The organism is Cryobacterium sp. TMN-39-2 (assembly GCF_004402745.1).
GTDB lineage: Bacteria > Actinomycetota > Actinomycetes > Actinomycetales > Microbacteriaceae > Cryobacterium > Cryobacterium zongtaii.
Window position 1 is genome coordinate 294,019 of sequence record NZ_SOFX01000011.1, and the last position, 13,831, is coordinate 307,849.

General features: G+C 70.1%; 13 protein-coding genes. 6 read left to right on the forward strand and 7 right to left on the reverse strand.

The window, feature by feature from the left end:
* Positions 1–36: 36 nt before the first annotated feature.
* On the reverse strand, positions 37–1,068 hold the full coding sequence (gene add, locus E3O57_RS03470; RefSeq protein ID WP_103479108.1) for an adenosine deaminase: 1,032 nt from the start codon (positions 1,066–1,068) through the stop codon (positions 37–39).
* Between the two features lie 353 nt (positions 1,069–1,421).
* Here add and E3O57_RS03475 point away from each other — a divergent pair, with 353 nt between their 5' ends.
* The 6 genes from E3O57_RS03475 (at position 1,422) to E3O57_RS03500 (ending at position 6,827) form a co-directional block, all read left to right on the forward strand.
* Positions 1,422–2,510, forward strand: coding sequence for an ABC transporter substrate-binding protein (locus E3O57_RS03475; protein WP_103461916.1), 1,089 nt, complete (start codon positions 1,422–1,424; stop codon positions 2,508–2,510).
* Positions 2,511–2,607: 97 nt separating this feature from the next.
* On the forward strand, positions 2,608–3,450 hold the full coding sequence (locus tag E3O57_RS03480; RefSeq protein WP_103479109.1) for an ABC transporter ATP-binding protein: 843 nt from the start codon (positions 2,608–2,610) through the stop codon (positions 3,448–3,450).
* Complete coding sequence (locus E3O57_RS03485) at positions 3,450–4,253, forward strand: ABC transporter permease (protein ID WP_103479110.1); 804 nt, start codon at positions 3,450–3,452, stop codon at positions 4,251–4,253. The genes E3O57_RS03480 and E3O57_RS03485 overlap by 1 nt, the downstream gene beginning before the upstream one ends.
* The gene (locus E3O57_RS03490) at positions 4,250–5,125 is read left to right on the forward strand and encodes an ABC transporter permease (protein ID WP_103461914.1); all 876 of its coding nucleotides are present in this window, start codon (positions 4,250–4,252) and stop codon (positions 5,123–5,125) included. The genes E3O57_RS03485 and E3O57_RS03490 overlap by 4 nt, the downstream gene beginning before the upstream one ends.
* Before the next feature lie 2 nt (positions 5,126–5,127).
* A complete protein-coding gene (locus E3O57_RS03495; RefSeq protein WP_103461913.1) occupies positions 5,128–6,243 on the forward strand; it encodes an XdhC family protein in 1,116 nt (371 codons plus the stop codon).
* A gap of 122 nt (positions 6,244–6,365) precedes the next feature.
* The gene (locus E3O57_RS03500; protein WP_088455967.1) at positions 6,366–6,827 is read left to right on the forward strand and encodes a hypothetical protein; all 462 of its coding nucleotides are present in this window, start codon (positions 6,366–6,368) and stop codon (positions 6,825–6,827) included.
* A gap of 32 nt (positions 6,828–6,859) precedes the next feature.
* On the opposite strand, the gene E3O57_RS03505 is transcribed toward E3O57_RS03500, so the two are convergent.
* The 6 genes from E3O57_RS03505 to glp all read right to left on the reverse strand — a co-directional run bounded on the left by E3O57_RS03505 (position 6,860) and on the right by glp (position 13,716).
* Entirely contained in the window at positions 6,860–9,712 is a 2,853-nt protein-coding gene (locus E3O57_RS03505) for a molybdopterin-dependent oxidoreductase (RefSeq protein ID WP_103479111.1), read from the reverse strand.
* On the reverse strand, positions 9,709–10,560 hold the full coding sequence (locus tag E3O57_RS03510) for an FAD binding domain-containing protein (protein WP_103461911.1): 852 nt from the start codon (positions 10,558–10,560) through the stop codon (positions 9,709–9,711). Before E3O57_RS03510 ends, E3O57_RS03505 begins: the two co-directional genes overlap by 4 nt.
* Positions 10,561–10,823: 263 nt before the next feature.
* A complete protein-coding gene (locus E3O57_RS03515) occupies positions 10,824–11,264 on the reverse strand; it encodes a molybdenum cofactor biosynthesis protein MoaE (protein ID WP_174776303.1) in 441 nt (146 codons plus the stop codon).
* The gene (locus tag E3O57_RS03520; RefSeq protein WP_103479112.1) at positions 11,254–11,889 is read right to left on the reverse strand and encodes a molybdenum cofactor biosynthesis protein B; all 636 of its coding nucleotides are present in this window, start codon (positions 11,887–11,889) and stop codon (positions 11,254–11,256) included. Before E3O57_RS03520 ends, E3O57_RS03515 begins: the two co-directional genes overlap by 11 nt.
* Entirely contained in the window at positions 11,886–12,392 is a 507-nt protein-coding gene (gene moaC / locus E3O57_RS03525) for a cyclic pyranopterin monophosphate synthase MoaC (RefSeq protein WP_103461909.1), read from the reverse strand. The genes E3O57_RS03520 and moaC overlap by 4 nt, the downstream gene beginning before the upstream one ends.
* Positions 12,385–13,716 carry a gephyrin-like molybdotransferase Glp gene (gene glp, locus E3O57_RS03530; protein WP_103479113.1) on the reverse strand — a complete coding sequence of 444 codons (1,332 nt, stop codon included), beginning with the start codon at positions 13,714–13,716 and terminating at the stop codon, positions 12,385–12,387. The genes moaC and glp overlap by 8 nt, the downstream gene beginning before the upstream one ends.
* Positions 13,717–13,831 lie beyond the last annotated feature (115 nt).

Sequence of the window (13,831 nt, forward strand, 5' to 3'; positions counted from 1 at the left end):
ATTCCCGGTGATGAAACACCGACGGTGCCCAGCAGGTCAGGCAGCCGGGTACCCTGCGACGTACGCGTCGATTTCCGCCAGGTAGGCCTGCTTCTCGGCGTCGGGCAGCCAGGAGGCCTGGAAGGAGTTCTTGGCCAGCTGCACCAGCTCGTCGGTGTCGAGCCCGGCCTTCTCGGCCAGCGCCAGGTAGTTGTCGGCCACGTAGGCGCCGAAGTAGGCGGGATCGTCGGAGTTGACGGTGACCAGGACACCGAAGTGCAGCAGGGCCACCATTTCGACGGCCTTCATGTCTGCCGTGACGAAGCTGTTCGACACCGGACAGCAAGTGAGCCCCAGGCCGCGCTCCCGCACCAGGGTGACCAGTTCCGGGTTCTCGACGATATTGGTGCCGTGGTCGATGCGGTCCACCTGGATCTCCTCGAGTACCTGGCGGATGTTCTCGATGCTGCCGACCTGGTCGATGTCGCAGTGCATGGTGAGCTTGAGGCCGTTCGCCCTGGCCAGCGCGAAGACCTCGGCGAACTTCGCCGGCGGGTTGCCTCGCTCGTCGGAGTCGAGGCCGACACCGATGAACCTGTCCAGATAGGGGAGTGCGGACTGCAGGGTCTCCAGTGCGCCCTCGGCGGTGAAGTCGCGCAGGAAGCAGAGGATCAGCTCCGCGGAGACGCCGAGGCCGGCGGCATCCACGGCGGCCCTGTGGTAGCCGAGGATGACGGTTTCGATGGGGATGCCCCGCGAGGTGTGCGCCTGCGGGTCGAAGAACGCCTCCACCCGCCGCACCCCGTCGGCGGCGGCGCGGCGGAAATACGCGGTGGCGAGGTCGTAGAAGTCGGCCTCGGTGACGAGCACGTCCATCGCGGGGTAGTAGACGCCGAGGAAGCTGGCGAGCGAGTCGAACTCATAGGTGGCGCGCACCTGCTCCACCGTGCTCTGGCCGATGTCCACGCCGTTGCGTCGGGCCAGCTCGAGTTTGAGCTCGGGTTCGAGGGTGCCCTCGAGGTGCAGGTGCAGTTCGGCCTTGGGCAGGCCGGCGACGAACGCGATGCTCGGTACGATAGCGGAAGACATTGGGGTTCCTTTCTGGGTGAACTCCGTGACGCTATCACGCCAGGGTTCCGGGACCACTCGGGGAGGAATCCAGTGTTCCAGCACGACTTTTCGGACGTAATGAGCCGGAAATGATTCGGTCTTCGCGGCGTCACACGCAGCAATTAGTGTTCGAGTGATCCGAACATCTGTTGCAGCGGATGCGCTGCGTTGAAACACCTTGATCACCCCAGCAACGCAGTCACACCAGCAGCACACCAGCACCGCGATCACAGCCGCACCACAGCACATTCCATTTCAGCATTCAGGCATTCCGCCCCAGCACGCCGTTGAGTTCCACGGCAATCCCCGAGCACCATCGAGAGGACCGCGTCATGACGCAAGCCCCAGTTTCCCCGTTCACCCGTCGCTCGGCCAAGCGCGTCGGCACCGGCGTCGCCGTGGCCGCCGCACTCACCCTGCTGCTGTCCTCCTGCGCCGGCGACGCCGGCTCCGCCGAGTCGGGCTCCGGCGACGCAGCCTCGTTCGGCGAGGCAAGCATCCAGCTGTCCTGGATCAAGAACGCCGAGTTCATGGGCGAGTTCGTGGCCGAGGATGCCGGCTACTTCGCCGAAGCGGGCTTCGACTCCGTCGACCTGATCCCCGGCCCGGCGTCGGCCGAGGCCGGTGTCATCTCCGGCAACGTCGATCTCGGCGTCGGCAACGCCATCTCCACGGGCACCGTCATCGCCGAGGAGGGCGCACCGCTGAAGATCATCGGGGCGACGTACCAGAAGAACCCGTTCACCATCCTCTCGCTCGCCGGCGTGGGCAACATCGCCACCCTCGACGACCTTGCGGGCAAGACCATCGGCGTCCAGGCCAGCAACCAGAGCCTGTGGGACGCCTTCCTCAAGGTCAATGAGATCGACCCGTCCACGATCACCGTCGTCCCGGTCGAGTACGACCCGACCCCGCTCTTCAACGGCGAGGTCGACGGATGGTTCGCGTACCTCACCAACGAGTCGATCGACGCCGAGCTGGCCGGTCTCGACCCGGTGAACCTGCCGCTGGCCGACAACGGACTGCCGTTCGTCGCCGAGACGTTCACCGCCTCCGAGGATGCGATCGCCAACGACCGCGAGATGCTCAAGGCACTGCTCGTCGCCGAGATCAAGGGCTGGGCCGACGCGATCAACGATCCCGCTGCCGCCGCGAAGCTCACCGTCGACACCTACGGCAAGGACCTCGGACTGACCATGGAGAAGGAGACCCGCCAGGCGGAGATCCAGGCCACCGACCTCGTCGTCAGCCCCGACACCGAGGCCAACGGGCTGTTCACCATCAGCGACGCGCTGCAGAAGGAGTCCGTCGCCACGCTCAAGGCCGCCGGTATCGACATCGACACCGCCACCCTGTTCGACATGAGCCTGCTGGCCGAGGTGTACGAGGAGAACCCCGACCTCATCGCCTACAGCAAGTAGCCACCCGCAGCACAACTCTCGTCGCGGCACCCGTCTCACCGAGGCGGGTGCCGTCGGCGATACTGAACTACCGGCATCCGACGACGCCCAGTAAGGAATGTACGACGTGAGCACGATCGACACCGCTCCACCCACCGCCTCGGGAACCAGCCTGCACGGTACCGGCCTACACATTGAAGCGCTGCACAAGACCTTCTCGGTCGGTCGCAGGGAGGTTGTCGCGCTCGACAACGCGAACCTGCACACCGACAAGGGCAGCTTCCTTTCACTGCTCGGCCCCTCCGGCTGCGGCAAATCCACGATCCTGCGGATCCTCGCCGGCCTGGAGAACCCGACCAGCGGCACCACCCGGGTGGACGGCAAGAGCCCCGCGGAACTCCGCCGCGGCCACGAACTCGGCATCGCCTTCCAAGACTCCGCCCTGCTGCCCTGGCGGAGTGTGCGCAGCAACATCAAGCTTCCGTTCGAGGTCGCCAGGATGCCCGTCGACGAGGACTACGTCACCGAACTCATCCAGCTCGTCGGCCTTGCCGGATTCGAGAAGGCCAAGCCGGCCCAGCTGTCCGGCGGGATGCGCCAGCGCGTCTCAATCGCCCGTTCCCTCGTGCTCAAGCCGTCGGTGCTGCTGCTCGACGAACCGTTCGGTGCCCTCGACGACATGACCCGGCAGCGCCTCAACATCGAACTGCTGCGCATCTGGACCGAGAAGCCCGCGACGACCTTGATGGTCACCCACGGGATCTCCGAGGCGATCTTCCTCAGCGACCAAGTGGCCGTGATGAGTCCGCGGCCCGGCCGCGTCAAGGAGGTCATCGAGATCGACCTGCCCCGCCCGCGCCTGCCCGAGATGATGCGCAGCCCCGAATTCCACGCCCTGCACGACCGGGCGTCCGAACTGCTCTTCGGCGCCGACACCCCGGCCGCCGCCGGGGCGCACTGATGCCGGTCAGCCGGGGCCTGCCCGGTTGGGCCACCGGGCTTCTCGGCGTGATCGTCGTGGTGGCCCTGTGGTGGATCAGCGCGCTCACCATCTTCCAGAACGCCGGATCGGTGCCCGGCGGTGCCATCCCCACCCCGGCCGAGGTATTCCGCCAGTTCGCCGGCGACGGCTTCGGCTTCTACCTGCCGCACATCACCATGACCCTCAGTGAAGCGGCGATCGGGTTCCTCTGGGGCAACGGCCTGGCGCTGCTGCTGGCCGGACTGGTCCTGGTGCTGCCGCGCATCGAGAAGATCGCGCTGCAGATCGCCGTGATCACCTACTGCGTGCCGATCGTGGCGATCGGCCCGATCGCGTATACCGTGATCGGCCCGCCGCGCGGCGACCCGTCCGGCACCGCGATCTTCCTGGCCGCCATGTCGGTGTTCTTCACCACGGTGGTCGGCTCGTTGGTGGGGCTCAAGGCCGCCGACACGGCCAGTCTCGACCTCGTCACCGTGTACGGCGGCACCAAGTTCACCCAGCTGCGGAAGGTCAGGCTGATCGCCGGGCTGCCCAGCGTGCTGAACGCCCTGCAGATCGCGGCTCCGGCCGCGCTGCTCGGCGCCATCCTCGGGGAATACCTCGGCGGCGCCGAGCGGGGCCTCGGCCTGGCCATGCTCGCCGCCGGCAACGCCGCGAACGTGGAACGGGTCTGGAGCCTCGCCCTCGTCGCGGGTCTGCTGGCCGGCATCGGCTACCTGCTCTTCGCGCTGATCTCCCGTTTCGCCACCCCCTGGACCACCGGACGGAGCAGCTCATGAGCGCGCAAACCCATGTTGCCGAGGCCATCGTCGTTCAGGCCGCTGTCCTCACCAAGAGCAGCGGGACGCAGGCGCGCGGCATCGGCGCCTACATCGGCCGGGCCCTGGCCACGGGCCTGCTGACGCTCGTGATCGTCCTCGTCGCCTGGCAGGGCCTGATCCTGCTGCTGGGGATCTCGCCGTTCATCGCCAAGGGACCGCTGGATGTGTTCAACTGGCTCTTCACGGTGCCGGATGCCGCCGAGAACCGGGCGCTGATCCTCACCAACCTCGGTGTCACCCTCACCGACGCGTTCCTCGGTTTCGTCGCCGGGCTGCTGCTCGCCCTGGTGCTGGCCACCCTGTTCACCCTGTCGAAGGGCATCGAGCACGCGCTGATGCCCATCGCCCTGCTGCTGCGCAGCGTGCCGCTGGTGGCCTTCGTCCCGGTGCTGATCCTCATCACCGGCCGCGGACCGAGCATCGCCGTGGTGACCGGTGCCATCGTGGTCCTCTTCCCGGCCCTGGTGAACATCGCCTTCGGCCTGCGGTCGGCATCCCCTCAGGTCAGCGACGTGATCGCCGTCTACGGCGGCACCCCGTTCACCGCGCTTCGCAAGGTGGCGCTGCCCAGCTCGCTGCCGTCGTTCTTCGCCGCCGTCAAGATCTCCATCCCCGGCGCCATCACCGGCGCCCTGCTGGCCGAGTGGCTCGCCACCGGCCAGGGCCTGGGCTACGGCATCGTCGTCGCGGTCTCGCAGGTGAAGAACTTCGAGGTGTGGTCGTCCGTCGTGGTCATCACCATCGTCTCGATGGTGCTCTACGGTGTGGCGCAGTTCGCCGAGAACCTGGTGCTGCGACGGATGGGCATGGACCAGAGCGCGAGCAACTGACCGTGCTCGAAATCGCCGGTGCACTCCTGGACGCCCTCGCGGACGGTCGCCGGGTGGCCGTGGCGACGGTGACCCGGGTGCTCGGCAGCGCGCCGCGCACCCTCGGCACGGCCATGGCCGTCACCGACTCCGGTGCGGTTCTCGGCAGCATCTCCGGCGGCTGCGTCGAGGGTGCGATCTACGACAGTGCCCAGGAGGTGCTCGAGACCGGCCGCGGGCACCTCACCGAATTCGGGGTGAGCGATGACGACGCGTTCGCCGTAGGGCTGTCCTGCGGCGGCACCGTCGAAGTGTTCCTCGCCGAGATCGCCCCGGCCGGACGCAACGCCATGACCGCGGAGGTGCGCGCCCAGCTGGAGCGAGCCGCGGCCGGCCAGGCCGCCGGGCTCGCCCTGGTCGTCGCGGGAACGGGGGCCGGCCTGATCCTGGCACCGGACGGCGCAACCGACCGCGCAACCGATCGCGGGGAGTCCGCCGGCCTCGACGCCGACTCGGTACGCCGCATCCGGGCGCAGCTGGCCGCCGCTGTCAACGCCGGCGAGACCAGCCTGGGCTCGGTGGACTGCGACGGGGCGATCAGCCGGGTGCTCTACCTCGTGGCCCAGGCCCCGCCGCGCTGCCTGATCTTCGGCGCCGTGGACTTCGCCGGCGCTCTGTCGGCCGCCGCGACCCTGCTGGGCTATCGGGTCACCGTGTGCGACGCCCGCGCCGTGTTCGCCACCCCCGAACGTTTCCCGACCGCTGCCGAGGTGGTGGTCGAGTGGCCGAGCGACTACCTCGCCCGCACCCACACCGATGCCCGCACCGTGGTGTGCGTGCTCACCCACGACGAGAAGTTCGACCTGCCGCTGCTCAGCACGGCCCTGAGCCTGGACGTCGGCTACGTGGGCGCCATGGGGTCCCGGCGCACCCACGAAAGACGGATGCTGCGCCTACGAGAGGCGGGCGTCTCCGCCGCCGCCCTCGACAGGCTGCACTCGCCGATCGGCCTGGACCTCGGCGCGAGCAGCCCGGCGGAGACGGCGGTGTCGATCCTCGCCGAGGTTCTCGCCACCCGCTCCGGGGCATCCGGCGCCCCCCTGCGGGACCGGCAGGGCCCGATTCACCCCTCGGTCTGACGCGACCGATTCCCCTCCGGGCTGACCGGGATTTTCCTTCAGCCCTCACCCCATTCGGGGGACGAATCGGGCGCGCCCGCGCATTAGCGTGCTCACCGAATCCCTTGAATGGAGGAGTCACCATGACCAGCACACGGCAGGCACCGGGCAGCACGACCGGGGCGGAAACCAACAACTACACAACCGACAGCGGTACGTCGGGCTGGACCGGCTGGATAGTCTTCGCAGGCGTCATGATGTTGATGATGGGCGCGTTCCACGTCATCCAGGGCCTGGTCGCACTGTTCCAGGACACCTATTACCTCGTCGGCCAGGAAGGACTGGTGGTGCAGGTCGACTACACGACCTGGGGCTGGGTGCACACGATCCTGGGTGCTGTGGTGATCCTGGCCGGCGTCGCCCTGCTCGCGGGGCAGATGTGGGCACGAGTCGTCGCCGTCATCCTGGCGTTCGGCAGCGCCCTGGTGAACATCGCCTTCCTCGGCGCCTACCCGCTCTGGTCGCTCACCATGATCGCCATCGACGTTCTGGTGATCTACGCGGTGACCATGCACGGCAAGGAAATGAAGCCGATCAGCTCCTAGCCCTGGCGCTGTGAGCCACGTGCGACCGCCTGTCAGGCGCCCCTGTTCATCAGGCGCCACAGGCGGTCGCGCGACATCGGCAGTTCGTACGAGCGGATGCCGAGAGCATCGCGCACCGCGTTGGCCAGCGCCGGCGCCACCGGGTTGTACGGCGACTCGCTCATCGACTTGGCGCCGTACGGCCCCAGGTCGTCGGCGGTGTCCGCGAAGTACACCTCGGTCACCGGCAGGTCCGCCAGCTGCGGTATGTGATAGTTGCGCAGCACCCTGGTTTCAACGGTGCCGGCGCCGTCGAGGATGAGTTCCTCGTACAGCGCGGTACCGATGGCCTGCGCCACCCCGCCCTCGATCTGGCCGCGGCACTGTTCGGGATTCATCACGAAGCCGGCATCCGCGGTCTGGATGGACTGCAACATGCGCACCTCGCCGGTGGCGGTGTTCACGGCCACCCGGAACGCGTGCACGTTGAATGCCAGCGAACGGCGGGCGCCGTCCTCCCGGCCGGTTCCGGTGAGGCCGTCCGGGCCGGAAAGCGCGGCCAGCGGCACGAACACGTCGCCGGCCCGCAGTCCGTCGGCCGCGAGGACGAAGTCCCCGGCCGCAAGGCCGGTGAGTCGGGCCGCTTTCTCGCGCAGCAGACCGGCCAGCTCGAGCGCCGCGCCGTGCACGGCCTTGCCGGCCACCACTACCCCGGCCGACCCGAAGGCGCCGGTGTCGTAGCCGGCGGCGTCGGTGTCGGACTGGCGGATCTCGATGCGATCCGGGCCGGTGTTCAGCACCGTCGCCGCGATCTGGGTGTGCACCGTCGTGGTGCCGTTGCCGAACTCGGCGGTGCCCACCCGCACCAGGTAGCGTCCATTCTGGTCCAGGGTGATGGTCGCCTGCGAGAAGTGGCCGCGCGGCGGGGTCGTCGCGATCATCGCCGACGCCATGCCCTCGCCCACCCGCCAGGTGGCGCCGGTCGGGGCGGCCACCCCATTGCCGCGAGTCAGGGCCGCCTGGGCCAGGTCGAGGCACTGGTCCAGGCCATAGCTGGCGAAGCCGATGTCGTCGCCCTCCTGATGGGTCACCACGAGAGGGTCGCCGGGGCGCACCGAGTTGATCCGGCGGATGTCGAACGGGTTCAGGCCCAGCTCGACGGCGAGTTCGTCGAGGGCGCACTCGATCCCGTAGATGACCTGGCCCAGCCCGTAACCGCGGAAGGCGCCCGACGGCGGATTGTTCGTGTACACGGCCTGAGCATCCACCCGTTTGTTGGGCACGTTGTACAGCGCCACGGACTCGCTGGTGCCGTGGAACATGACGCCGGGGGCGTGGTTGCCGTATGAGCCGGTGTCGGAGAGCACGTCGACCGTCAGGGCGGTGAGCCGGCCGTCGCCCGTGGCAGCCAGGGTGACGCCTACCCGCATCGGGTGCCGGGTGGGCGAGGCGGCGAGTTCGTCGGTGCGGGTGAACTCGTACTGCACGGGCCGCCCGGTCTTCAGTACCGCGAGGGTCACGATGTCCTCGGTGAGGATCTCCTGCTTGCCGCCGAAGCCGCCGCCGACGCGGGCGGTGAACACCCGCACGGCCTTGAGATCAAGGTCGAAGATGCGGCTGATCTCCTTCTGCACCAGGAACGGTACCTGGGAGCTGGTACGCAGCACGAGCCGTTCGTCCTCCAGCCAGCCGATGGTGGCGTGGGTCTCCAGCTGGGTGTGGGCGACCCGCTGGGTCTGCCAGGTTCCGGTCACCACGGTGTGCGCAGTGGCCAGTGCCGCCGTCACATCGCCGTACTCGCCGTGCAGCTCGGCGACGAGGTTCCGGGACGGGTCGGCCAGGCGGCTGATCGTCGCATCCTTCTCGCCGTGCACCAGCGGGGCGCCGGGGCGCAGCGCTTCGACGGGGTCGAAGACCGCGGGCAGCAACTCGTAGTCCACCTCGAGCAACCGGCAGGCGTGCTCCGCGATGGCCACGGAATCGGCGACCACCGCGGCCACCCGCTGGCCGCGGTGCCGCATCACGGAGTCCAGAACCAGGCTGTCGTCGGGGTCGTCGAGCCGGCTCTCGTGCCTGGCCGAGGAGTACAGGGTGGCGGGGGAGTCGGCGGCGCTGAGCACGGCGTGCACCCCGGGCAGGGCGCGGGCGGCGGTGTCGTCGAGGGAGAGCACCCTGGCGTGGGCGTGCGGGCTCCGCAGCACGGCGAGGTGCAGCAGGCCCGGCACGGCCACGTCGAGGGTGTACGGCTCCTGTCCGCTGACCACCCTGGCGGCGGCGGGGGCGCGGAGCGAGGCGCCGACGCGGCCGTCGGTGGCGGAGGTGCGCGCGGTGGTTCGGGGCTTGGTGGGACGCACCGGGCCGAGGCCGGAGATCGGGGCGGCGACCGGTGCGGAGCCGGCTGCGGAGTCGGGGGTTGCCGCATCCGCTGCACCGGCGGCGGTGTGTTCGTGGTCGTGCCCGCAGCCGCCGTCGGCCGGGGTGTGCCGGTCGCGGATGGCGTCGTCGATGGCCCGGTAGCCCGTGCACCGGCACAGGTTGCCCTTGAGCAGGCGGGGCAGGTCGTCGAGCTGGTGCTCCTGGATGGTCGACGCCGTCACGATCATGCCCGGCGTGCAGAAGCCGCACTGGAAACCGGCCGCGTCGATGAAGCGCTGCTGGATCGGGGCCAGGGTCTCCGGCCCGCCGATGCCGGTGGCGGTGGTGACCTCGCGACCCTCGGCGCGGTAGGCCGGGTAGATGCACGAGTGCACCGGGGTGCCGTCCACGAGCACCGAGCAGGCGCCGCAGTCGCCGGTGTCGCAGCCCTTCTTGACCTCGAAGTGTTCCTGCTGGCGCAGGTAGGTGCGCAGGGCCTGGCCGGCCGCGGCCGGCGCGTCGATCGGGTTGCCGTTCACGGTCAGCTTCATGCGCGGCTCCCGTCGCCGGTGCCGGGTCTGGGCGGGTCGGTCGGCGCGGCCAGTTCTTGGCGGATTTCCTCGCCGAGCAGTCCGCTCATGGCGCGGCGCCAGTCGGCGGCGCCGTGCGCATCCGTGAACCAGGCGTCTAGACCTGCGATGTCGGCGGCCAAGGCGGCCGGATCGGGCAGCGAGGGGTAGCGCAGCTGCACCGGGCGCACGGTGCCGCCGGTCACGGTGAGCACAAAACGGCCGTCGGTGTCGAGGCGGCCGATGAGCACGGCGCCGGAGCGGCCGAGGGGGGACAGGGCGATCTTGCGGTACGCGGTGCGGGCAGTAAGCGTGGCGGCGGGCACGTGGATGGAGCGCAGCACGTCGCCGGGTTCGAGCACGTTGGTGGTGTTGCCGGTGACGAAGTCGAGGGCCGGCATCCGGCTGTCGGTGCCGTCGGCGTGCCAGATCAGGACCTCGGCGTCGAGGGCGGCGGTGAGGCAGATCATCGGGCCCGCGGGCAGCGAGGTGCACAGGTTGCCGCCGACGGTGGCGACGTTCCAGACCTTGAAGGAGCCGAACAGGGCCGTGCAGGCCAGGTGGAAGATGGGGTGGGCGACCCAGCCGGGCTCGGCGGGCATCCGCGACAGTTCGGCGAGGGTGCAGGTGGCGGCGATCTCGAGTCCGTCTGCCCCGGTGGTCAGCGCCGGCCAGCCCATGGTCTGCAGGTCGACGAGGCCGGTGAGGTGGATGCGCGGGTCGGCGAAGAGTTCGGAACCGCCGGCCAGCGGCACCACGGTCTCGCCGAGGGCGGCCAGGTCGGCGCGGGTGCGGGCCTGCGTGATGGTCGCAACGGTGGTCAGGTCCATCCGTGCCTCCCAATGTCGTGGATGCGCGGCATCCGGGTGTCGCCGGGCCTGTGGGCCCGCCGAGGGGCGCCATCGCGGGCGCCGACATCCCTAGTCAAGCGCAGCATTGTGTCGGTCGTGTAAACCGGCCCGGCCGCCCTCAGCCGATGCCCAGTTTTGCGGCGTGATCTGGGTGCACCTGTTGCCCGTGCGGACTTCTGCGCCCGGTGTACCCGGACCATTTGTCCGTTGGGGGAACCGTTGGCGGGGCGTCGGGGGACGGGTCAGCGGAGCGCGGCGACCCACTCGGTGCTGCCGTCGGTGAAGCCCTGTTCCTTCCAGATGGGCACCCGGGCCTTGATCTCGTCTACCAGGGCGGCGCAGGCCGCGAAGGCCTCGGCCCGGTGCGCGGACGCCACGGCGCAGGCCAGCGCCACGTCCCCGATGCCCAGATCGCCCACCCGGTGCGCGGCGGCGATCCGGCAGCCCGGGTGGGCCAGGGCCACCTCGTGCGCGACCTCCTCGAGCACGGTCTGGGCGCTCGGATGGGCGCTGTAGCGCAGCCAGGTCACGCCGCGGTCCTCGTCGTGGTTGCGCACAACACCCGCGAACGAGACGACGGCGCCTGCTGTGGCGTCGGCCACGGCATCCGTGCACTCGTCGACGGTGATCGGGGTGTCGTCGACGCGGGCGAACAGCACGTGCGGGGTGGGCTCAGTGGCCATGTCGGGGGTCCTTGGGGGGTGTGCCATTACGGGCGACGGCCTTGGGCGATGGGGCCTTCGACGATGAGGCCTTGGCGGGAGCGGCCTGGTGGTCGGCGGCGGCCGGCGTACCGGCATGGTCGACTCCACGCACCTGGTCGATGAGGTGGTCGAGCAGCTCGGCGAGCACGGCCAGCCCGTCGCGCACGCCCCCGGTGGAACCGGGCAGGTTGATCACGACGGTGCGGCCCCTGGCGATGCCCGCATAACCGCGAGAGAGCACGGCGAGCGGTGTGGCGGCCGTGCCCCGCCGCCGCAGCTCCTCCATGATTCCGGGCAGCTGGCGATCCAGCAGCGGCAGGGTCTGCTCCGGGGTCTGGTCGGTGGGGCTCACGCCGGTGCCGCCTGTCGTGATGACCAGGTCGAGGCCGGCTTCGATGGCCGCGGCCAGAGCGTCGCCGACGGATTCGCCGTCGGCGACGACGGCCCGGTCCAAGACCAGCCAGCCGCGCTCGCGCAGCCAGGCGTCGATGACGGGTCCGGTGCGGTCGGTGTACACGCCGGCGGCCGCGCGGGTCGACGCCACGATCACCTGCCCGGTGCGCCCGTCGCCGGGCCGTCCGCTCGGCCCGACTGTCGCGCTCACTCGGTGCTCCAGTCGCCGCTCTTGCCGCCGGACTTCGCCAGCACCCTGATGCCGGTGATCACCGCGTGTTTGTCCACGGCCTTGATCATGTCGTACAGGGTGAGCGCCGCCACAGACACCGCGGTCAGCGCCTCCATCTCGACACCGGTCACCCCGGTGGTCTTCACCGTCGCGCTGATGAGAACCCGATCGTCACCGGGAGCGAAGTCGATGGTGGCACCGCTGAGCGGGAGGGGGTGACAGAGCGGGATCAACGCCGAGGTCTGCTTGGCGCCCATGATGCCGGCCACCCTGGCCACGGCGAGGGCCTCACCCTTGGGTAGTTCGCCGGCGACCAGCAGGGCGATCACGTCGGGCCGGGTGATCAGGGTGGCCGTGGCGGTGGCTCGTCGTTTGGTGACGGGCTTGTCGGTCACGTCCACCATGAGGGCGGCGCCGTCGGCGCGTACGTGGCTGAGCCGGGCGGGCGGCGCCGGGGTGTTGTCGGACGGTGTTTCAGTCATCGATACTCCAATAGTCCACGGGTTCGCCCGCGGCGACACTGCCGACCCCGACGGGCAGGTGCACGAGCACCGTCGCGGTGGTATAGGCGTGCAGGAGGTGCGAACTGGCACCGCCCACCAGTTCGAGGGTGCCGTCGGGTCGCAGGATGCCGCGCCGCAGCTGGTGTTTGCCGGCCGGCGACTCCACCGGCGCGGAAAGGGGGGCGCTCCGCAACTCCCGGTCGGGTCTCGCCAGTCCGGCCAGGCGCCGCAGCACCGGCCGCAGGAACACCTCGAACGAGATGAGGGCGCTCACCGGGTTGCCGGGGAAGGTGATCACGGGCACGGTGTGGATCGGCACGGTGGTGCTCGGCACGGTGGTGCTCGGCACAGTGTTGATCGGCACCGCGATCGCGCCGAGCCCCTGCGGGCCGCCGGGCTGCATCGCGACGTGCTGGAAGGTCACACCGAGTGGGCCCAGCGCATCGCGCACCACCTCCCGGGCCCCGGCGCTGACGCCGCCGACGGTGACCACGAGGTCCACCTCCGGGGCCTCGGCGAGGAGGGCAAGGAGGTCGGCGGCATCGTCGGAACGGCACGGCCGGGCGGTCACCGTGCAGCCGGCATCTCGCAGGGCCTGGCCGAGGATGACGCTGTTGGAGTCGTAGATCTGGCCGGCGGCCAGGTTCTCGCCGGGCTCGCGGATCTCGTGGCCGGTCGCGATGAGCAAGACCCTGACACGCCGCAGCACGGAAACCGAGGTCAGCCCGGTCCCGGCGAGGACCCCGTACTGGGCCGGGCCGAGCCGGGTTCCCGCGTCGAGGAGCCTGTCACCGGGGTTCACGTCGCTGCCGGTCGGGCGCACGAACACGCCGACCGGAACGGCGGCGCGGAACGAGACGCTCTGAACCACGGGAGACATGCCGTCGGGGTCCTGCGGCTGGAAGCGGGGCGGATCGGCCTGCTCGATCGGCACCACGGCATCCGCGCCCGCCGGGATCGGCGCGCCCGTCATGATCGGGGCGGCGGTGCCCGGCGCCAGCTGCCCGGCGGGGTCACCCGCGGCGATCCGGCCGGCCACGGTCAGGCTGGTCGGTGTGAGCTCCGAGGCTGCCGCGAGGTCCCCGGCGCGCACGGCGTAGCCGTCCATCTGTGAGTTGTCGAAGGGAGGCAGCGCCACGGGGGAGTCGACGGCGATCGCGAGGGACCTGTCCCGGTAGCTGTCGGGGTCACCGGTCAGTCGAGCACTCGAGAGGGGGAGCACCTCAGCGGCGCGGTTCTGGAACAGCGGTGCGAGAAGCGCCGCCACGGCCTCCCGGTGCTGGTCGATCGTGCGCGCGCTCATGCCACCATCTTGCCGCAGTTCGCCGCCGCGAAGCCGTGTGTGCACCGGCTCGGCGGCGGCCGGCGCCGGCCGGTTGCTTGAAGGCGGCTCGGCCCGGGCGTATCGTGCCTCGAAT

Excerpts from the sequence above, each read along its gene's own strand:
- add (WP_103479108.1), bottom strand. The coding sequence starts at position 1,068 with ATGTCTTCCGCTATCGTACCGAGCATCGCGTTCGTCGCCGGCCTGCCC.
- E3O57_RS03475 (WP_103461916.1), top strand. The coding sequence starts at position 1,422 with ATGACGCAAGCCCCAGTTTCCCCGTTCACCCGTCGCTCGGCCAAGCGC.
- E3O57_RS03480 (WP_103479109.1), top strand. The coding sequence starts at position 2,608 with ATGTACGACGTGAGCACGATCGACACCGCTCCACCCACCGCCTCGGGA.
- E3O57_RS03485 (WP_103479110.1), top strand. The coding sequence starts at position 3,450 with ATGCCGGTCAGCCGGGGCCTGCCCGGTTGGGCCACCGGGCTTCTCGGC.
- E3O57_RS03490 (WP_103461914.1), top strand. The coding sequence starts at position 4,250 with ATGAGCGCGCAAACCCATGTTGCCGAGGCCATCGTCGTTCAGGCCGCT.
- E3O57_RS03500 (WP_088455967.1), top strand. The coding sequence starts at position 6,366 with ATGACCAGCACACGGCAGGCACCGGGCAGCACGACCGGGGCGGAAACC.
- E3O57_RS03505 (WP_103479111.1), bottom strand. The coding sequence starts at position 9,712 with ATGAAGCTGACCGTGAACGGCAACCCGATCGACGCGCCGGCCGCGGCC.
- E3O57_RS03510 (WP_103461911.1), bottom strand. The coding sequence starts at position 10,560 with ATGGACCTGACCACCGTTGCGACCATCACGCAGGCCCGCACCCGCGCC.
- E3O57_RS03515 (WP_174776303.1), bottom strand. The coding sequence starts at position 11,264 with ATGGCCACTGAGCCCACCCCGCACGTGCTGTTCGCCCGCGTCGACGAC.
- moaC (WP_103461909.1), bottom strand. The coding sequence starts at position 12,392 with ATGACTGAAACACCGTCCGACAACACCCCGGCGCCGCCCGCCCGGCTC.
- glp (WP_103479113.1), bottom strand. The coding sequence starts at position 13,716 with ATGAGCGCGCGCACGATCGACCAGCACCGGGAGGCCGTGGCGGCGCTT.